The sequence below is a fragment of the Burkholderia sp. BCC1208 genome, assembly GCF_902833095.1.
Classification (GTDB): Bacteria; Pseudomonadota; Gammaproteobacteria; order Burkholderiales; family Burkholderiaceae; genus Burkholderia.
The window spans coordinates 104,260-123,539 of record NZ_CADFDY010000001.1; the positions used below are offsets into that span (position 1 = coordinate 104,260).

The following is a 19,280-nucleotide window of genomic DNA, read 5'->3' on the forward strand; positions in this document are numbered from 1 at the left end:
GCTCGTGCCGGATTCCGGCAAAGTGCCCGTGCACAACGGGCGCTTTGCGTCTGCGCGCGTGTCGCGTAGGATGTCCGTTAATTCAGCGCACACTACGTTCGCGCAGCAGGCTGCGGGCTGTTGCAGCCGATGAAGCGCGACGCGCTTTCCTTCAGGTTCGTTTCGTGCAGCCGACGGAGACCGCCTTGACCACAGTTGCTCGCCTGTTGCTGTCACCCGGCGCCCGCCGGTTCGTATCCGGCCTGTCCGCAGTCGCGGCGCTCGCCGCCGGCGCGCGCGACGCGTCGGCCCAGACGCCTTCGCCGCTCGGCGAATGGCAATACACGGCGGGCGTACCGCTCCAGAAACTCTTCGATCCGAATGTTCCCACCTGGCAGGTGAGCGTCGGCGCCGCGATGACGCTGCAGCCGCGCTACGCGGGCTCCGACCGCTATCGCGTGATGGGCGGGCCGAATTTCGACATCCGCTATCGCGACCTGTTCTTCCTGTCGACGGGCGAGGGCCTTGGCTCGAACGTGCTGCGCGGGCCGAACTGGCGCGTGAGCCTGTCGGTCGGCTATGACCTCGGGCGCCGCTCGGCCGACGATCTCGGCCACTTGAACGGCCTCGACAACATCAACGCGGCGCCCGTGATGAAGCTCGCGGCCGACTACGTCGTCTCGAAGGATTTCCCGCTCGTGCTGCGGGCGGACGTCCGGCGCAGCATCGGCGGGTCGAACGGCTGGACCGGCGATTTTTCCGCGTACATGCCGATGCCGGGCAGCAACGAACACTTCTTCTGGTTCGCGGGGCCGACCGTGTCGTTCGCCGACTCCCGCTACATGAACAGCTGGTTCGGCGTGAATCCGGGCGCGGCCGCGCGCTCTGGCCTGCCGGCCTATTCGTCGGGGGCCGGGATCAAGTCGGCCGGCGTCGGCGTGACGATGGTGTGGTTCGTGAACAAGCACTGGTTCGTCACGATGGACGGCGCGATCGAGCAGCTCGTCGGCCGCGCGGCGCGCAGCCCGATCACGCAGCAGTCGACCAACGGCGTGTTCGACATGTCGGTGAATTACCAGTTCTGACCGGGGCCGGGCAGGAGAAGGGCGATGCCGCGTGCGGCATCGCCCTTCATATTTGATATGATTTCGACCTGTACAAATGTACAGTGATCGATCCCCGTGACGCCTGCCTCGCCGACGCCTCCGGCGTTTTACTACCTGACCAATTTCGAACGCGCGCTGGCCTGGCTCGGCGAGCGTTACGACGACCTGTTCGACGCGCACGAGCACGCGTTCGTGCGGCAGTTCGCGACGCTGCCGCAGGCGTCGCGCGCGCTGCTCGTGCGGATGCTGATGCGCAACGGGTCCGATTTCCGTGCGAGCAAGCTCGTGTACGACGAGATCGGCTGCACGCTCGACGCCGTCGCGCCGCTCGTCGCCGTCGGCTGGGTCGATCCGGCCCCGGCGCTCACGCTCGACGAGCTGTTCGCGTTGTCCACCAAGGCCGAGCTGCTGCGCATCTTTCCGTCGCTCGCCGCGCATGCGGGCGAACGCAAGGCAGACTGGCTCGACCGGCTGCGGCCCGCGCACGACGTCGCGCAACCGCTCGACGCGTGGTGCGCGCAGTCCGACGACCGGGTGCTGCGCGTGACGGTCGGCGCGCTGTGCGACCGGCTGCGGCTGATGTTCTTCGGTAATCTGCATCAGGACTGGAGCGAATTCGTGCTCGCCGATCTCGGCGTGTTCCAGTACGAAAGCGTGCCGATCGCGCCGTCGTCGCGCGCGTTCCAGCAGCGTGGCGACGTCGACGCGTATCTCGCGCTGCAGATGTGCCGCGACGCGCTCGAGGCATGGCCCGACGATCTGCCGCTCGACGACCTGATCCGCGCGCTGGACGCAGTCGGCTGTGCGCAGCCGTGGCTCGCGACGCGCCGCGCGAAGCTGCTGTTCGCGCTCGGCCAGGCGTGCGAGCGCCGTGCCGACTGGAGCACCGCCCTCGACGCGTACACGCGCAGTGCATGGCCCGGCAGCCGCCACCGGCGCATCCGCGTGCTCGAGCGCTGCGGACGCGACGACGACGCGCTCGCGCTGGCGCTCGACGCACGCGGCGGCTTCGAGAGCGACGAGGAGCGTCAGCGCGTCGAGCGCATGCTGCCGCGCCTGCAGCGCCGCGCCGGCCAGCGGGTCGAACGCGCGGCCGCCGCCGCGCACGTACCGCGCGAGACGCTCGTGCTTGCGCGTCCCGACGCGTCCGTCAGCGTCGAATTCGCGGTGCGCGACCATCTCGCGCAGCCGGCTTCGCCGGTCCACTACGTCGAAAACACGCTGATCAACTCACTGTTCGGGCTGCTGTGCTGGGAGCCCGTGTTCGCGGCGGTGCCCGGTGCGTTCTTTCATCCGTTCCAGCGCGGCCCGGCCGACCTGCACGCACCCGATTTCGCCCTGCGCCGCGCGGCGGCCTTCGACGCATGCTTCGCGCAGCTCGATTCGGGCGCGTACCGCGACACGATCCGCCGGCATTTCGCGACGAAGGCCGGGCTGCAATCGCCGTTCGTGTTCTGGGGCGTGCTGACCGACGCGCTGCTCGACGAAGCGCTCGCCTGCCTGCCGCCCGAGCACCTGCGGCTGTGGTTCACGCGTCTGCTCGCGGATATCCGCAGCAACCGGTCCGGCCTGCCCGATCTCGTCCGCTTCTGGCCCGACGAACGCCGCTACGAGCTGATCGAGGTGAAGGGCCCCGGCGATCGGCTGCAGGACAACCAGACGCGCTGGCTCGCCTACTGCCTCGCGCACCGCATGCCGGTGCGCGTCGTCGACGTGGAGTGGGCCGGCGAGGGCGTCGCGCACGCCGAAGCGGCGGGGTTGTCCGCATGAGCTACGTCGTCGCGGTGCGGGCCATGTGCGAGTTCACCGCGCGGCGCGGCGATCTCGACCTGCGCTTCACGCCCGCGCCGACCGCGCTCGAAGGCATCGCCGGCCACGGCGCGGTCACGTCGAAGCGCGGCGCGCGCTACGAAACCGAGATCGCGCTGACGGGCACGTGGGGCACGCTCACCGTGCGCGGCCGCGCGGACGGCTACGATCCCGTGGCGAACCGGCTCGAGGAAATCAAGACCTATCGCGGCAGCCTCGACGCGATGCCGGCCAACCACCGCGCGCTGCACTGGGCGCAGGCGAAGATCTATGCACACCTGATGTGCGACGCGCGCGATCTTAAGGAAATCGACGTCGCGCTCGTGTATTTCGACATCGTGTCCGAGCGCGAGACCATGCTGACGGAAACACTGGATGCCGCCACGCTCGCGACGTTCTTCGCCGAGCAGTGCGCGTGCTTCGTCGGCTGGGCCGAACGCGAGACGGCCCATCGCGCCGCGCGCGACGCGGCGCTGCGCGCGCTCGCGTTTCCGCACGGGCAGTTCCGCAGCGGCCAGCGCGAGCTGGCGGTGGCCGTCTATCGCGCGGCGCGCGACGAACGCTGCCTGATGGCGCAGGCGCCGACCGGCATCGGCAAGACGGTCGGCACCGTGTTCCCGCTGCTGAAGGCATGCGGCGAGGGCGAGCTCGACCACGTGTTTTTCCTGACCGCGAAAACCCCTGGCCGCGCGCTCGCGCTCGAAGCGGCGACGACGCTCGGCGCCGGCACGCCCGCGCTGCCGCTGCGCGTGCTGGAACTCGTCGCGCGCGACAAGGCGTGCGAGCATCCGGACAACGCGTGTCACGGCGAATCGTGCCCGCTCGCGAAAGGCTTCTACGACCGGTTGCCGGCCGCGCGCGATGCGGCGATCGAGGCCGGGCTGCTCGATCGCGATACCGTGCGCGCCGCCGCGCTCGCGCACGACGTCTGTCCGTACTACCTCGCGCAGGAGCTCGCGCGCTGGTCGGACATGGTGATCGGCGACTACAACTACTACTACGACGGCAGCGCGATGCTGCACACGCTCGCGCAGCAGAACCAGTGGCGCGTCGGCGTGCTCGTCGACGAAGCGCACAACCTGCTCGACCGCGCCCGCAAGATGTACAGCGCGTCGCTCGATCCGTTCGCGTTCGCGGCCGCGCGCGAAGCCGCGCCCGCGGCGCTGCGCAAGGCATTCGATCGGCTCGCGCGCGCATGGGGCACGCTCAACCGCGCGCAGGCCGAGCGCTACGTGGCCTATCCCGACGTGCCGGGCCCGATCGTGTCGGCCGTGCAAAACCTCGTCGCGGCGATTGGCGAACACCTGACCGACGCGCCGCGCGCGAACGGCGACGCGCTCCTGCGCTTTCACTTCGAGGCGATCCAGTTCGGCGTGCTGGCCGAAGCGTTTGACAGCGCGTCGATCTTCGACGCGACGCTGCATGGCGAGCCGATGCCGCGGCAGCCCGCGCTCGACGGCGTCGCGACGGCCGGCCGCCGGCGCCGCGTCCAGTCCACGCTGTGCGTGCGCAACGTGATCCCGGCCGGTTTCCTGGCGCCGCGCTACGACGCCGCGCGCGCGACCGTGCTGTTCTCGGGCACGCTGAGCCCGTTCCATTTCTATCGCGACACGCTGGGGCTGCCCGGCGATACGGGCTGGCTCGACGTCGACGGGCCGTTTCGCGCCGAGCAACTGACGGTGCGCGTGGCGAGCCACGTGTCGACACGCTGGCGCGACCGCGACCGGTCGCTCGAACCGATCGCCGACCTGATCGCCGCGCAATACGCGGCGCGGCCCGGCAACTATCTCGGCTTCCTGAGCAGCTTCGACTACCTCGGGCGCGTGGTCGCGCTGATGCAGACCCGCCATCCGGACGTCCCCGTGTGGGCGCAGGCGCCCGGCATGGCCGAAAGCGAGCGCGACGCGTTTCTCGCGCGCTTCGACGCGGGCGGGCGCGGCGTGGGCTTCGCGGTGCTGGGCGGGGCGTTCTCGGAAGGCGTCGACCTGGTCGGCGAGCGGTTGATCGGCGCGTTCATCGCGACGCTCGGACTGCCGCAGGTCAACGACATCAACGAGCAGATGCGACGCGCGATGGACGCGCGCTTCGGCAACGGTTACGACTACATGTACCTGTACCCGGGGCTGCAGAAGGTCGTGCAGGCGGCCGGGCGCGTAATCCGGACCGAGCACGACGAGGGCGTCGTGCATCTGATCGACGACCGCTACCGGCGGCGCGAAGTGCGCAATCTGCTGCCGCGGTGGTGGCGGATCGGGTGAAGGGCAAAAACCGGCCGACGGACTGCCGGTTGCGGCGCAGGGCGTTATTCGTCCCGTAGCGGGGTTGCGGGCTTCGCGCCGGGGCCGTTCGTGGCGAGCAGCGTGCGCTACAGCACGTTGAGCATCGCGAGCGCCGCTTCCTGCAGATGCGGCAGCACGCGCCGCACGGCCGCGTCGGTCGTCTCCGCGCCGATCGGCATGTTCGTGCTCAGCGCGGCGACGACTTCGCCGTGACGGTTCTTCAGCGGCACCGCGATCCCGCGCACGCCGACCTGCAATTGCTGCTCGATCGCCGCGAAGCCGGCGTCGCGCGCCTGGTCGACCTGTTCGAGCAGCCGCGCCTTGTTGGTGATCGTGTTCGGCGTGAACGGCGGCAGTTCGGTCTCGTCGAGCCACGCACGCACGGCTTCGCGATCGGGATGATGGGCGAGCAGCACGACACCGGGCGACGTCAGCGGCGCCGGCACGCGCGCGCCTAGCACGAAGCCCGTCGTCATCACGCGCGACACGCCGTTGCGCGCGATGAACACGAGCTCCCAGCCGTCGAGCACGCTGACGTACGCCGATTCGTTCAGCGACGCGCTCAGTTGCTGCAGATAAGGCTGGACCGTGCGCGGCAGCCGCGCCGAATCGAAGTACGACCAGCCGACGCGCAGCACGCGCGGCGTGAGGCCGTACAGCTTGCCGTCGGTGTACACGTAGCCGAGCGACTCGAGTGTCAACAGATAGCGCCGCGCGGCCGTGCGCGTGAGGCCGGTGCGCGCGGCCGCCTGCGTGGGCGTCATGCGCGCGTGCTGGCTATCGAATGCCTCCAGGATCATCAGGCCTTTTTCGAGGCCGGCAATCCAGTCGCGTCGGTCGAGATCGGGCTTTTTCATCGTCGGAGGGTGGGCGGTGGGTGCGCGGTGTTCGCGCGGGAGTGAGCGATTATCGCGCGAGTCGTGAGGTAACGGGACGCGGCTGACGGCCATTGTCCATTCAGTCGAATTGCGGATTCGCGCCGAAGATATACAGTCTGTGACGTATATCTATGGAGACGCATATGCAGGTCGCAAAATGGGGCAATAGCCTGGCAGTTCGTCTTCCGGCCAGTGTGGTCGACAGTCCCCGCGTTTTCGCGGTAAGCCGTAAGCCGAGACCCGACGAGCTTCTGGAGCGGCTGCGGCGTTTCAGGGGCAAGTTGCCCGCGGATTTCAAGTTCAGCCGGGACGATGCGAATGAGCAGGATTGAGACGACGAAATCGTTCATCGACAGCAATATCGTGCTCTATCTGCTGTCCGAGAACGAAACCAAGGCGAATCGTGCGGAGGCGCTGTTCCTTCGACGGCCAACCATCAGCGTCCAGGTGTTGAATGAGGTCGCCAGTGTCTGCAACCGCAAATTGAGGATGCCGTGGCGCGAGGTAGGGAAGTTTCTGGAGCCGATCCGGACTTTGTGCCATGTCGTGCCGCTCACCGTCGATGCGCACGACCTCGCGCGGCGGCTGGCGGAGCGGTATCGCCTGTCCTTCGACGACGCATGCATCGTGGCAACTGCGTCGATCGAGGGGTGCGAATATCTGTACACCGAAGACATGCACGACGGCTTGCAAGTGGACGGCGGTCCGGTATTGCGCAACCCGTTTGCTTGAGGACGGGCGAACCGGAAAAGCGGAGGAACCGGATGCGACGCGACCGTTACGCGCGCCGCATCCGTCATGACCTTACTCGCTGCTCGTCCACTCGACGTTCGCGCCGACCGAACGCAGGTTCTCGACGAAATGCGGATGCGCGCGCCGGATCGGCAGCGCGTTCATGATTTCCGAGCGGCCTTCGATGCTCGCGGCCACCATCAGCAGCGCGATCGCGACGCGAATGATGTACGGGCTCTCGACGCGCGCCGGCGTCAGCTGCAGCCCGCCGAACGTGATCAACCGGTGCGGGTCGGACAACAGCACGTGCGCGCCGAACTTCGACAGTTCGCCGGACCAGCCGAGCGCGCCGTCGTAGACCTTGTTCCAGAACATCGCGCTGCCTTCCGCGCGCACGCCGAGCGCGATGAAGATCGGCAGCAGGTCGACCGGCAGGTACGGCCATGGCGCGGCCTCGACCTTGGTCAGGATGTTCTGCGTGAACGGCCGGCGCACGCGCAGCGGGCCGTCGCGTTCCGCGCGCGACCAGCCGTCGCGGTGCGTGACGGTGACGCCGAATTTCGCGAACGTGCGGTCGATCAGCGGGAAATGCTCGGGCGACGAATTGCGCACCGTGATGTCGCCGCCCGTGATCGCGCCGAGCGCAAGGAACGTCGCGATTTCATGGAAATCCTCGGCGAAGCGGAACTCGCCGCCGCCGAGCTTGCGGCCGCCCGTCACGCAAAGCCGCGACGTGCCGATGCCCTCGATCGCGACGCCGATCATCGCGAGGAACTGGCAGAACTCCTGCACGTGCGGCTCGGAGGCGGCGTTCATCAGCGTCGACGTGCCGTTCGCGGTCGTCGCGCACAGCGCGAAGTTCTCGGTGGTCGTCACCGACGCGTAGTCGAGCCAGTGATCGTTGGCCGTCAGCGGCCCGTCGGTACGGACGATCAGCGAATCGGGCGTGCGTTCGATGTGTGCGCCGAAACGTTCGAACACCTCGACGTGCGGATCGATCTCGCGCACGCCGAGCGTGCAGCCTTTCACGTCGTTCTCGAGGCGCGCGACGCCGAAGCGCGCGAGCAGCGGCGGAATCAGCATGATCGACGAACGCATCGCCTCGGGCAGCCGGTGGACCGCCGGATCGAACTTCGTGTCGCGATGGTGAAGCTCGAGCAGACCCGTCGTGAAATCGACCGACACGTCGCTGCCGAGCGTGCGGAAGATGTCGAGGATCTTGCGCACGTCGGTAATGTCCGGCACGCCGACGAGGCGCAGCGGCTGATCGGTCAACAGGGTGGCGCACAGAATCGGCAGGACGGCGTTCTTGTTCGCGGACGGCTTGATGTCCCCGCGCAGCGGAGTGCCGCCGTGGACGATGAGATTCGACATGATATGGGGGCGTATCGGTGACTGACGTAGGCCCATATGATGCCATTGGTCGGCACGCGGCGTGGAATGTTCGGAGGGGGAAAAGGGGAATCGGCGCGCGAGATTGACGGTGTTTGACGTTGGGCGTGAGCGGTACCGGCATGCCAACCGAGAAATCGTCCCGCAAAAAATGAAAACGACCTGCCGCGGCCAACTGGATCGGAATGGTTCCTTATCTCGTAAAATCGAGATCGGATTCCCGAATGCGGCCGTTCATGTCAACACCATCTCCCCAATCTCCTTTAAATGAAGATGTTTCTGCGAACGCTGACGGGCGGCCGTGGACGCATGATGAACTCCGTTCTTCCGTCGATGAATATCTCAAAATGCTCGAAAACGAGCGCACGGGGCAGCCATACGTCAAGAAAGCGGTGTACGACAGGCTGGCCGGAGAGTTCAATCGCACGGCGAAAGCCTTCGAGTACCGGATGCAGAACATTTCCTATGTGCTGGCGCTGATGGGCCGCCAATGGCTTTCGGGACTCAAGCCCGCAAAGAACGTCGGTGCGAACGGGGTGCTGATCGAGCAGTTCATTAATGAACTGGAGCAGCGGTCGGCTGCTCCGACCGTGAAATTCGAACTCGACGTGCGCGACGCGTTGAAAAAGACGCAGATTGCGCCACCACCGGGCAACGCGAATCCTGCTACCACCAGTGCGACCGTGACCCAAATTCGTCGTGATCCGTGGGTCAAGGCCTGGGTGCTCGCACAAGCAAACGGGACTTGCGAATGCTGTAGCGAACCCGCCCCGTTCAAGGGGGCCGACGGGCTGCCGTACTTGGAAGTCCACCACATCCGCAAGCTGGCGGAGCGAGGCCCCGATCTCGTATCGAATACGGTGGCCGTTTGCCCGAACTGCCACCGCGAGCTGCATTACGGCGAGAGCGCCCGACAACTCGTCGAACGCCTCTACGCGCGCCTGCCGCGCCTCGTTCGCGCGTAATCGGCGACGCTCGTCGGCCACGCGCTCACTGCGTCACCGCGCCGCTCGCATCCGCGCGGCGACCACCAGCGAGATCAGGCAGCCGACCGCCAGATAGCCGGCGACGAGGTGCCACGAACCGCCTGCCACGCTGACGAGGCCGACCGCGATGAACGGCGTGAACCCGCCGCCGACGACGCTCGCGAACTGGTAGCCGACGCCCGCGCCGCTATAGCGGTATTCGGCGCCGAACAGCTCGGTGAACAGCGGCTGCTGGACGCTCACGACCATGTCGTGTGCGGCGTTCGCCAGCAGGATCGAGAAGATCACGATCCACGCGATCGATCGTGCTTCCAGCGCGACGAAGAACGGCACCGCGGACGCGAGGCCGATCAGCGCGCCGATCAGGTAGATGCGGCGCAGGCCGTAGCGGTCGGCCAGCCACGCGAAGCAGGGGATCGTCACGCAGCTCACCGCACCCACCAACAGGCCGATGTTCAGGAACAGGTCGCGCGACATGCCGAGGTTCGTCGTCGAATAGCTGAGCGCGAACGCGGTGACGATATACATCGTGAACAGTTCGGCGAGCCGCAGCGCGACGATCAGCAGGAACGCCTTCGGGTGGCGCGTCAGCGCTTCCAGCACCGGCAGGCGCAGCTTGCGGTTGCCGTGCTCGACCTTCTCGACGAACTCCTGCGATTCGTCCATGTTCTTGCGCACCCACAGCCCGATCAGCACCAGCACGATGCTGAACACGAACGGCAGGCGCCAGCCCCACGACTTGAACGCGGCCTCGCCGAGCGTATGGCTCAGGATCGATACGATGCCGGTGGCCAGCACGAGCCCGACGCCGTAGCCGACCTGCACGCCGCTGCTGTAGAACGCTTTCTTCTGTTTCGGCGCGCTCTCGACGGCCATCAGCGCCGCGCCGCCCCATTCGCCGCCGACCGCGAAACCCTGGATCGCGCGCATCAGCACCAGCAGCACGGGCGCCCACCAGCCGATCGTCGAGAATGCCGGCAACAGGCCGATCGCGACCGTCGACAGCCCCATCAGCATCACGGTCAGCACGAGCATCCGCTTGCGGCCGAGCCGGTCGCCGTAGTGGCCGAACACGATGCCGCCCAGCGGCCGGAATAGGAAGCCGACGCCAAAGGTGGCGAACGCCGCCAGCGTGCCCATCGTCGGGCTGACTTTCGGGAAAAACTCGGAATTGAACACCAGCGCGGCGACGATCCCGTACAACAGAAAGTCGTACCAGTCGACGACGGCGCCGACGAAGCTGCCGACCGCGGCCTTGCGGGCCTGGCTGCGTGCTCGGGCGCTGGCGGCGGCGTCGAGGGTGTCGAAGGTGGGGGTCATGGCGATGTCTCCTGGCACGGCGCATCGTGGAATCGTGGCGGCGCCGCGTCCGATGCTGCATTGAAGTCGATGGGTGAACGGAGAATAGGGCGCGGGCCGCACGGCGGCAATTGGCCAATCGGATAATGTGCGCGATTATCGTTCAATTCCGTGCGATTACCGAACGCTTTTCGGGTTTGCACTAGGCGGCGCGGCGATATCCCGTTCGGCCGGGGTGTGCCGCCGTGAACGATCTGGTTAAAATCTGCAGCATCGACAACGCGCCCGTTCGGGGCGGATGCGAGGCCGCCGCATCGGCCGCGCATGCCGCACGCGACAGGCGCAATCGTCCCATCGACCGCATGCCCCCGGAGACTGGAATGCCCGGCAATTCCCACCCCTTGTCCAGCGATACGCCGCCCGTCGCCGATCCGGCCGCCAATCCGCTCGGGATGGCCGGCCTCGAATTCGTCGAATTCGCGGCGCCCGTGCCGGAAGCGCTCGCGCAGCGCTTCGAGCAGTTCGGGTTCAAGGCGATCGCGCGGCACGTCAGCAAGAACGTCACGCTGTACCGGCAGGGGCAGATGCATTTCCTGATCAACGCCGAGCCCGATTCCTTCGCCGCGCGCTACGCGGAGGAATACGGGATGGGTGTCTGCGCGATCGGGTTGCGGGTGGCGAATGCCCGGCGCGCGTTCGAGCGCGCGATCCAGCTCGGGGCGTGGGCCTTCGAAGGCGAAAAGGTCGGCGTCGGCGAGCTGAAGATCCCGGCGATCCAGGGCATCGGCGATTCGCACCTGTATTTCGTCGACCGCTGGCGCGGGCGGGACGGCCAGCGCGGCGGCGTCGGCGACATCTCGATCTTCGACATCGATTTCCGGCCGATCGACATCGCGACCGCGCATACCGATCTAGACTGCGCGGGCGTCGGCCTGCAGCAGGTCGATCACTTCACGCAAACCGTCGGTGCGGGCCGCATGCGGGAGTGGCTGGATTTCTACCACGACCTGCTGCATTTTCGCGAGATCCATCAGATCGACGCGCACTGGCATGTGTCGGAGGAGTCGCGCGTGATGGTGTCGCCGTGCGGCGCGGTGCGGATTCCGGTCTACGAGGAAGGCACGCGGCGCACCGAGCTGATGCATGCGTACCTGCCCGACCATCCGGGCGAGGGCGTGCAGCACGTCGCGCTGGCCACCGACGACATCCTGTCGTGCGTCGATGCGCTGCGTGCGAACGGCGTCGAATTCATCGAGCCGCCCGCACGCTATTACGACGACGTCGACGCGCGGCTGCCCGCGCATGGTGTCGATCTCGACGCGCTGCGCCGCCGCGCGGTGCTGGTCGACGGCGAGATCGGCAGCGACGGTGTGCCGAGACTGTTCTTCCAGACCTTCGTCAAACGTCGCCCCGGCGAGATCTTTTTCGAGATCGTGCAGCGCAAGGGGCACCACGGGTTCGGCGAGGGCAACCTCGCGGCCCTCGCCCGCGCGCGCGACGCCGGCTGAACGATCCGGCGGCGGCGGTCGGCACGCGGTTCGGCGCGGGGCGTTCGAAGTCCGTATCTGCGGCGGCGTAACTGCTTCGGTCCCGTCAGGACCGCCGGTCGACCGAGGGTCGAAGTATTGCGGCGAAGACCGACAGCCCGTCGCGGCCGGTCGGTTTGTCACGCCGGATCGCCCGCCGCGAGTTTGCGGCTTTGCCGACGCATGCCCGCGTATATCGCGTCTGCCACGTCCGCCGGAAAATCCGCTGGGATCTGCGCGGCGGCTTCGGCAATCGCGGGCTCCGTTCGTGTTGCGACGGCCGTCATCGCGGCCCGCACGTCGTCTTCGCTCAGGCCCACGCGCCGGCCCTGTGCGATCCAGTGGCGCGGCTGGATTTCCCCGATCACGTAGTGCCGGTTCTTCCCGCAGACGGCCATCGCCAGGCGCGCGCGGCTCGGCGGGATTTGATTGCGGCGCGTACCGATGATCGGATGCGCGGACAGCACGTCGTACAGCGGCGTGCTGCGATACGCATTACCGGGCAGGTGCGCGATGCTGAAATTCTTCGCGTGGCCGTCGATCGCCGCCAACACCCAGAACACGAGTTGTGCGACAAAGAAATTCATCCGGTCACGGGAAGCGTCGGCCGAATTCGCGAGGATGCCCATGATCGTCTCGATGCCGGGGCCGCCGTCCGTTTCGTATTTCGCCCCCGACGGCGTGCCGGTCGCCTGACACATGTCCTCCTGCGGCAGCCGCACGATCCACGAGCCGTCGCGCGACGGGCGCCGGTCGAAGCGCTCGACGATCAGCGCCTTCTGATCGTCGAACCGGCCGATATCGCACGGTGCGACCGGCAAGCCGTACGCGGCGACGATCTTCGAGCACAACCATTCGTTTTCGACGGACGTGCGCATGTCGGCCTGCATGTTGCCGACGCGCCCGAGCGGCAGCTTGAAGATGTGGGTCGTCGGCGTGCTGCCCGACGGCCGCAGCCAGCGGTTGCGCTGACGCAGCAGCGCCGTCTTTTCCTGCGCGCCGGCAATCGACAGGCGCAGGTCGCCGTCCGGTTCCCCGCGGCCGGGCAGCGGCGTCGCGGTCGCGTGGCGCAGCACATCGGCAACGGCTGCGTCGTCGAGCGGCGCGCCTTCGATTCCCTCGAGATTGACCGGTATCTCGTCGGGCGGCAGCATTTGGATCGCGCCGACGCAATCGCGGCCGATCGACGCGAGCAATTCGAACGGCGCTGTCGATCGGAGCCGGTAACGCTGCGCGATGCGGCGGCGGATCGGCTCGCTGTCCGGCAGCAGATTGTCGAAGTAGTCGGCCACGATCGCGCCCTGGTGCGGCTGGTTGCCGGGCGTGAAGGGCAGCGACAATGACAGTGGCCGGCCCTGGGGATCGTCAAGCCAGTCCGGCAGGTAGACGAGACGCTCGACCCCGCGCCGGATTTCCCAGTAGCCGACAGGAATGCCGTTCATCCACAGGTCGAGCCGGTTGCTGCGGGCGCGTGCGACCATCGTCACCAGTCCTCCCGCTCCGAGACGCGTGGCGTGGCCCGAGTCGTCGCTGTCGGGCGCATCCGCGCAGTTCCGGCGGCGGCCGCGGTCGGGGTTGTCGCGGCCGGGGTGCCGCGCTTGCTCGCGCCCGGCTGGCGGCGCACCACCGGTTCGGCAGCGGAAGCCGAATCGGCCGCTTCCGCCGGTGCATCCCGCTCGTCGAGGCTGAGCATCATGCGAACGCCGAGCGCGTTCATCACCTTGAAAAGCCGTTCGATGCTGACCGCGGACGGATTGGCTTCGAGCTGAGCATAAGATTGCTGGGTGATGCCGAGGCGGGCGGCCAGTTGTGCCTGCGTGAGCCCCGCGGATTTGCGGAAGCCGACGAGGATCGGGCGCAACTGGGTCAAGGTCTGGACAGGAAAGGCCATCGGGCGCTCCGCGAGATGACAGACGATCGTTTGTAATCGGAAAATACAGTCTATGGCATGTATCGTCAAAATACAAACTGCAGACTGTATTACCAAAAAACAAGCAATAGCCTGTTACACGCAGCCTAATCGGTCAATTCGCCTGTGGTCGTCGCGCACGACACCCGCGCATCGCCCCGTCACGCCGCCGGCGGAGCATACGTGTGCGTCGCGGGATGCCGTGCAAGACGTCCCGATACTCCATTGGGCGAAACCGTCCCATGCTGTATGCCGCGGCTGTTGTTCGGCGGCGCTCGTGCGGATTTTGCCCGGGAGTGTCGTGCCGCCCGGGTGGGCGGTAGCATCGGTACGCCAAGAACTCCATGCCGATGGCGACATCACGCAAAGGAGGCTCGCGGGGGCGAGCCTCTTCTTCATCCCGTGCAGTCGATCACGCGTATCGAAGCATCAACGCGCGGCGCGACTACCCGTGTTCACGACCCGCGCGTCGAGCGACTCGCCCAATCGGCCAATGCCGGCCACTGCGCACAGCCGCGCCGGATGAACCCTGCGCCCGTGCGGATCACGAGCGCGCCGATCGCGAGCGCGGCCAGATCGTCGAGACGGCCGAGGCCGAGCAGCGCCGCGCTCATCGCGAGCGCCGCGAGCAATGACGACAGCGCATCGGTGCGCACGTGCCAGCCGCTCGCCTCGAGCAGCGCGGAGCCGGTCTCGCGCGCCTTGCGCAGCATCCAGTACGACAGCACGGCCTTGCCGGCGAGCGTGACGGCAACCAGCACGATCGCGGTCGCGCCCGGCTGCACGACGGGGGGCGTATCGAACCGCGTCAACGCATGCCAGATCATCTGCGCGCCGGTCGCGGCCAGTAACGCGCCGAGGCCCGTGAGTGCGAGCGGCTCGTAGGTCGGGCGTCGCTCCGGCGGCAGGCGCGCGTCGAACCGGCAGGCGACGAGGATCAGCGCATCGGCCGCGAGATCGATCGCGGCGTGCGCGACGTCCGCGAGCAGCCCGGACGAATGCGCGGACCATGCCGCCGCCGTCTCGACGGCGAGCAGCAGCAGATTGACCGCGAGGCTGACGGCGAGGGCGCGGGACGTGGCTGTGTAAACGTGGGGCGCGTGGGGCGTGGCGCGCGACGGGCGCTGCATGGCGGATCGCTTGTCGGAATCGGGGCGGGTTCGAACGTTACCGGCCTACGGTGGCACGCGAATGACAGACGAAACGAAGGCGCTGGGCGAGGATTTGGCGCATGGCAATCCACTTACCGATAACCCGTCGCGCTCCACGCTTTCGCTCTTGCTGAAAAAATTACAGCACGCGTTCATTTGGTAGCGAATTCGACGGCATCGCTTGATGCTGCCGCGCCATCGACGCAGGCCGTTCGAGCGAGCGTCGAAGCGCGACAAGCGACACTGCCCGCTTGCGGCAGGACCGTGATTTGCTTGCGCGACGGCCCGGCATGTTCGCCCAAACGGCGTATGGGGCGGGTTCTCGCACGCCATCGGGCACCGCCGAGCACCGAAATGGACTGCCCACTCGCTCCAGCAACCAGATGCACGACAGCCAACGCCTTTCCCCGCCCGACACGATGCGCGAATCAAGCACGATCGTCGTCAGCCGCGTCGTTCATCCGGGGCGGGAAAGGCAATTCGATCGATGGGCGCGCGAAATCGACGCGGCAGCGCGGCGTTACCCGGGGCACCTCGGCAACGTTCGCCTGAGCGATTCAAGCGGCATCAACTACCTGATTTATCGTTTCGACTCGCCGGAGCACCTGCATGCGTGGGAGGCCTCCGGGGAACGGCGAAAGCTGGTTGCGAAGGGCGACCAGATATCGGACGAACATCGCGACGCCGCGATCGGCATGGATGCGTGGTTCGCGATCGCCGGCAAGCCCGCCACACCGAAGTGGAAGACGTTTCTCGTGACGTGGCTGGCCGTTTATCCGGTCCTGCTGTCGATCACTTACCTTCTGAATGCGCTCCTTCCCGCCCTGGAGCGTCCTGTCCAACTCGCGCTCAGCTCCGCACTCCTGACTTCGTCGCTGACCTGGATCATCATGCCGTTCCTCACGAGGCAACTTCGGCCATGGCTGCTCCGGGGCGTGAAGCAGGTCGACCGGTTGAGCGACCGACAAAGTAACGGATGACGACCCATGCAGAATGAACAATCGATGTCAGGGATGCCGGTGGCCGGCCTGCCCGCCGGTTTCGATCGACGATTCAGCCGGCACTACGCGCAGGTCGACGACGTGCGCCTCCATTACGTGACCGGCGGGCCGGACGACGGCGAGATGGTGCTCCTGCTGCATGGCTGGCCGCAAACCTGGTACACGTGGCGTCACGTGATGCCCGCGCTGGCCGAAGAGGGGTATCGCGTCGTCGCGGTCGATTACCGCGGCGCGGGCGAATCCGACAAACCGCTCGGCGGCTACGACAAAGCCTCGATGGCAGGCGACATCCGCGCGCTTGTTCGCCAGTTGGGCGCGACGCGCATTCACCTCGTCGGCCGCGACATCGGCGTGATGGTGGCCTACGCGTACGCCGCGCAATGGCCCGCCGAGATCGTGAAGCTTGCGATGCTCGACGTTCCGGTGCCGGGCACGCGCGTCTGGGACGAAGCGAAGGCCCGTGCCGATCCGCAGCTCTGGCACTTCGGATTGCATCAGCAGCGCGATATCGCGGAAATGCTGATTGCGGGCAAGGAGCGCGCGTACATTCTCGATTTCTACAAGAAGAGAACCCACGTCCCGCTGTCGGACGACGATATCGCCGTCTATGCCGCCGCTTATGCAGCCCCAGGCGCGCTGCGCGCCGGCTTCGAACTCTATCGCGCGTTTGCGCAGGACGAGACGCAGTTCAAGGCATTCATGCAGCACAAGCTCCCGATGCCGGTGCTGGCGCTCGCCGGCGACAAGAGCAATGGCACCAAAGAGATCGACATGGCTAGGGAACTGGCGCTGGACGTGCGCGGAGCCGTTGCGCCGAACACCGGGCATTGGCTGCCGGATGAGAATCCGGCCTTTCTGACACGACAGTTGATCGACTTCTTCAGGGAAGCGGCGCCCGGCCGCTGAAAGTCGGCGCGCTTCGTGCCGTCGTCGCACGCACGCTCGTGTTTCGTTGCCGCGCGTGTGGCGCGTGGCGCGATCGTATTTGTCCGGCTGCTGCCGTGCAAAGGGCGGCTGTCCCGATCCCGTGATTTACCCGTGCCGGCCGGCTGGGAATGCGGTTGGATGCCGGCCGCCTGCAGGCGGCGCACTCGGCGACTCAGTGGGCCATGACCCGGTAGGGGATTCCAGCATTTCGACGCCGCACCGCGCCACGCCGTAATCAGCGGGGCCGGGCGTGCACGTCTTCCGCCAGCCAATTCTCGACATTATAGAAATAATGTCAAATCGTCGCCGGCCGATGATTGGATATTTAACGGTTTACGTTATATTATTTACGAAATTCCAGACAACAATCGACCATGTCCGACCTCGCTGCCGCCGAACCCCGCCTGACCGCCGAAATCGAGCGCCTCAAGGCCGACTTCCCCAAAACGCGCGAGCTGTACCGCGAAGCCTGCGCGCTGCTGTTCTTCCGTTTCGGCATCACGCCGACGGCGAACCGCCTGTACCAGCTCGTTCGCAAGGGCAGCATGAGTACGCCGACGGCCGTTCTCGGCGAGTTCTGGGCCGAGCTGCGGGAAAAAAGCCGTGTGCGCATCGAGCATCCGGACCTGCCGGCCGATCTGCAGGCAGCGGCGGGCGAACTCGTCGCGGCGCTGTGGAACCGGTCGAGCACCGACGCGGCAGCGGCGCTCGACGCGTTGCGCACGGAAGTCGAAGCCCAGCGGGCCGCGGCGCAAACGGAAGTCGCGACGTTGCAGGCCGAACTGGCCCGAACCGAAACCGCGCTGGAGCAACGCACGGCCGCGCTGCTGGCTGCGCAGGTCCGCATTCAGGAACTGGAGCAGGCGAGGGCGGCGGACGATGCATCGCGGCAAGCGCTGCAAGCGGATATCGAACGCCTGAAGGCCGACAACGCGGAGGGCGATCGTGCACTCGCCGAGGCGCGTGCGGATTTCACCGCCCAACTCGACCGGTTGCGCGACGACGCCGGCCGCGCCGAGGAGCGGCTGCGCGCATCGGAGAAGCGGGCGCTTCAGGAAATCGATCGCGAGCGGCTCGCCGCCGCGCGATTGCAAAAGGAACTCGACGCGGCGACATCGCGCGCGGAACAACGCGATGCGCAGCAGCGGAAAGACACAGCCGCACTACAGGCTCAACTTGGCGACGCGCTGCATCGCTGCGGCGTGCTTCAGGGGCAGCTCGACGGCGCACTGGCGGCGGAGGCAGCGCGCGGCAACGAACTCGATGCATTGAGGCGCGAGATGGCGGCGCTGGTGCGCCGGCCGCCGTTGCGCGGCGTCAAGATCGCGCCGGCCGCCGAACGTAGCGAGCGACGGGCGCGCACGAGAAAGCGCGCCGGCGAGGCGCCGCGCTGACAGCGCAACCGAGTCGCCGCCATGACGCAACACGCGCATACGACTCAGACAGACGAGAAGCGCGCCAGCCAGACATTGGGCCTGCGACGGGGATCGGGTAAAGTGCCGCTCAACATGCCGGCTCGACGTTACTAGACGACCGGTCTAATCGTTGCTACCATACGCCATCATGAATGCATCGTCAGGCGCCGAAGTCCGCCAGCACATCCTGAATATCGCGAAGCCGATCATGCTCCACAAGGGGTTTTCGGCGGTCGGTCTGAACGAGATTCTCGCCGCGGCGGGCATCCCGAAGGGCTCGTTCTACCATTACTTCGGCTCGAAAGAGGCATTCGGCGAAGCGCTGCTCGAATCGTATTTCGAAGGCTATCTCGCGCATCTCGACAATCTGCTCGAGCAGCAGGCCGGCACCGGCGCCGAGCGGCTGATGACGTACTGGGGCAACTGGCTGCACACGCAATGCGCGGACGATCCGGAAGGCAAGTGCCTCGCGGTGAAGCTCGGCGCGGAAGTGTCGGATCTGTCGGAAGCGATGCGCACGGTACTGCGGCGCGGCACCAGCCAGATCATCGAGCGGCTCGCGGGCGGCATCGAGGCCGGCCTCGCCGACGGTTCGCTGAGCGGCGTCGACGATCCGTCGTACACGGCCGCGATCCTGTACGAGCTGTGGCTGGGCGCGACGCTGCTGGAAAAGATTCACCGCAACCGCAAACCGCTCGAAAGGGCGATGGTCGAAACGCGGCGCATGCTGAACCTGCCGCCGGCCGCGCACGACGGAGCGCAGTCGTAATCCGGGCGCGCATCGGCGCGCCTTGTTTTTGCCCTGATTCTAGACGACTGGTCTACTCAATCGTTCATGACGAATGCCTCACGCCGCGTTACGCTGTCCCCATCGCTCCACCCGCCTGCCTG

At 66.9% G+C, this 19,280-nt stretch carries 17 protein-coding genes; 11 read left to right on the plus strand and 6 right to left on the minus strand.

The window, feature by feature from the left end; genetic code table 11:
• The first annotated feature begins 185 nt into the window (after positions 1–185).
• The 3 genes from HWX09_RS00520 to HWX09_RS00530 all read left to right on the plus strand — a co-directional run bounded on the left by HWX09_RS00520 (position 186) and on the right by HWX09_RS00530 (position 5,152).
• The gene (locus tag HWX09_RS00520; RefSeq protein WP_027783024.1) at positions 186–1,064 is read left to right on the plus strand and encodes a MipA/OmpV family protein; all 879 of its coding nucleotides are present in this window, start codon (positions 186–188) and stop codon (positions 1,062–1,064) included.
• Between the two features lie 96 nt (positions 1,065–1,160).
• The gene (locus HWX09_RS00525) at positions 1,161–2,855 is read left to right on the plus strand and encodes a VRR-NUC domain-containing protein (RefSeq protein ID WP_027783025.1); all 1,695 of its coding nucleotides are present in this window, start codon (positions 1,161–1,163) and stop codon (positions 2,853–2,855) included.
• Positions 2,852–5,152 (plus strand): ATP-dependent DNA helicase, encoded by a 2,301-nt coding sequence (locus HWX09_RS00530; RefSeq protein WP_027783026.1) that lies wholly within the window; start codon positions 2,852–2,854, stop codon positions 5,150–5,152. The genes HWX09_RS00525 and HWX09_RS00530 overlap by 4 nt, the downstream gene beginning before the upstream one ends.
• 107 nt (positions 5,153–5,259) lie before the next feature.
• On the opposite strand, the gene HWX09_RS00535 is transcribed toward HWX09_RS00530, so the two are convergent.
• On the minus strand, positions 5,260–6,030 hold the full coding sequence (locus tag HWX09_RS00535) for an IclR family transcriptional regulator C-terminal domain-containing protein (protein WP_027783027.1): 771 nt from the start codon (positions 6,028–6,030) through the stop codon (positions 5,260–5,262).
• Between the two features lie 164 nt (positions 6,031–6,194).
• On the opposite strand from HWX09_RS00535, the gene HWX09_RS33490 reads away from it, so the two are divergent.
• Both HWX09_RS33490 and HWX09_RS00540 read left to right on the plus strand, forming a co-directional pair.
• Complete coding sequence (locus tag HWX09_RS33490; RefSeq protein WP_027783028.1) at positions 6,195–6,383, plus strand: AbrB family transcriptional regulator; 189 nt, start codon at positions 6,195–6,197, stop codon at positions 6,381–6,383.
• On the plus strand, positions 6,370–6,783 hold the full coding sequence (locus HWX09_RS00540) for a PIN domain-containing protein (protein WP_027783029.1): 414 nt from the start codon (positions 6,370–6,372) through the stop codon (positions 6,781–6,783). The genes HWX09_RS33490 and HWX09_RS00540 overlap by 14 nt, the downstream gene beginning before the upstream one ends.
• A gap of 72 nt (positions 6,784–6,855) precedes the next feature.
• Here HWX09_RS00540 and HWX09_RS00545 read toward each other — a convergent pair whose 3' ends face one another.
• Positions 6,856–8,157, minus strand: a complete 1,302-nt coding sequence (locus tag HWX09_RS00545) for a UDP-N-acetylglucosamine 1-carboxyvinyltransferase (RefSeq protein ID WP_027783030.1) — start codon at positions 8,155–8,157, stop codon at positions 6,856–6,858.
• Between the two features lie 242 nt (positions 8,158–8,399).
• Between HWX09_RS00545 and HWX09_RS00550 the strand changes: the two genes are divergently transcribed.
• A complete protein-coding gene (locus tag HWX09_RS00550) occupies positions 8,400–9,140 on the plus strand; it encodes an HNH endonuclease (protein ID WP_230469094.1) in 741 nt (246 codons plus the stop codon).
• A gap of 33 nt (positions 9,141–9,173) precedes the next feature.
• On the opposite strand, the gene shiA is transcribed toward HWX09_RS00550, so the two are convergent.
• Entirely contained in the window at positions 9,174–10,481 is a 1,308-nt protein-coding gene (shiA, locus tag HWX09_RS00555) for a shikimate transporter (protein ID WP_027783032.1), read from the minus strand.
• 359 nt (positions 10,482–10,840) lie between these two features.
• Between shiA and HWX09_RS00560 the strand changes: the two genes are divergently transcribed.
• Positions 10,841–11,968 (plus strand): VOC family protein, encoded by a 1,128-nt coding sequence (locus tag HWX09_RS00560; protein WP_027783033.1) that lies wholly within the window; start codon positions 10,841–10,843, stop codon positions 11,966–11,968.
• 158 nt (positions 11,969–12,126) lie between these two features.
• Here the strand turns inward: HWX09_RS00560 and HWX09_RS00565 are convergent, their stop codons facing one another.
• From HWX09_RS00565 to HWX09_RS00575, 3 genes are all read right to left on the minus strand, one after another.
• Complete coding sequence (locus HWX09_RS00565) at positions 12,127–13,467, minus strand: type II toxin-antitoxin system HipA family toxin (RefSeq protein ID WP_027783034.1); 1,341 nt, start codon at positions 13,465–13,467, stop codon at positions 12,127–12,129.
• Between the two features lie 2 nt (positions 13,468–13,469).
• Positions 13,470–13,877: a helix-turn-helix transcriptional regulator gene (locus HWX09_RS00570; RefSeq protein WP_027783035.1), complete on the minus strand. Its 408-nt coding sequence runs from the start codon at positions 13,875–13,877 to the stop codon at positions 13,470–13,472.
• Between the two features lie 473 nt (positions 13,878–14,350).
• On the minus strand, positions 14,351–15,025 hold the full coding sequence (locus HWX09_RS00575; protein ID WP_027783036.1) for a cation diffusion facilitator family transporter: 675 nt from the start codon (positions 15,023–15,025) through the stop codon (positions 14,351–14,353).
• Between the two features lie 404 nt (positions 15,026–15,429).
• On the opposite strand from HWX09_RS00575, the gene HWX09_RS00580 reads away from it, so the two are divergent.
• From HWX09_RS00580 to HWX09_RS00595, 4 genes are all read left to right on the plus strand, one after another.
• Positions 15,430–16,026, plus strand: coding sequence for a membrane protein (locus HWX09_RS00580; protein ID WP_027783037.1), 597 nt, complete (start codon positions 15,430–15,432; stop codon positions 16,024–16,026).
• 33 nt (positions 16,027–16,059) lie between these two features.
• Positions 16,060–16,953 (plus strand): alpha/beta hydrolase, encoded by an 894-nt coding sequence (locus HWX09_RS00585; RefSeq protein ID WP_063831200.1) that lies wholly within the window; start codon positions 16,060–16,062, stop codon positions 16,951–16,953.
• 395 nt (positions 16,954–17,348) lie between these two features.
• Complete coding sequence (locus HWX09_RS00590; RefSeq protein ID WP_027783039.1) at positions 17,349–18,368, plus strand: DNA-binding protein; 1,020 nt, start codon at positions 17,349–17,351, stop codon at positions 18,366–18,368.
• A gap of 169 nt (positions 18,369–18,537) precedes the next feature.
• Positions 18,538–19,158, plus strand: coding sequence for a TetR/AcrR family transcriptional regulator (locus HWX09_RS00595; protein WP_027783040.1), 621 nt, complete (start codon positions 18,538–18,540; stop codon positions 19,156–19,158).
• The last annotated feature ends 122 nt before the right edge of the window (positions 19,159–19,280 follow it).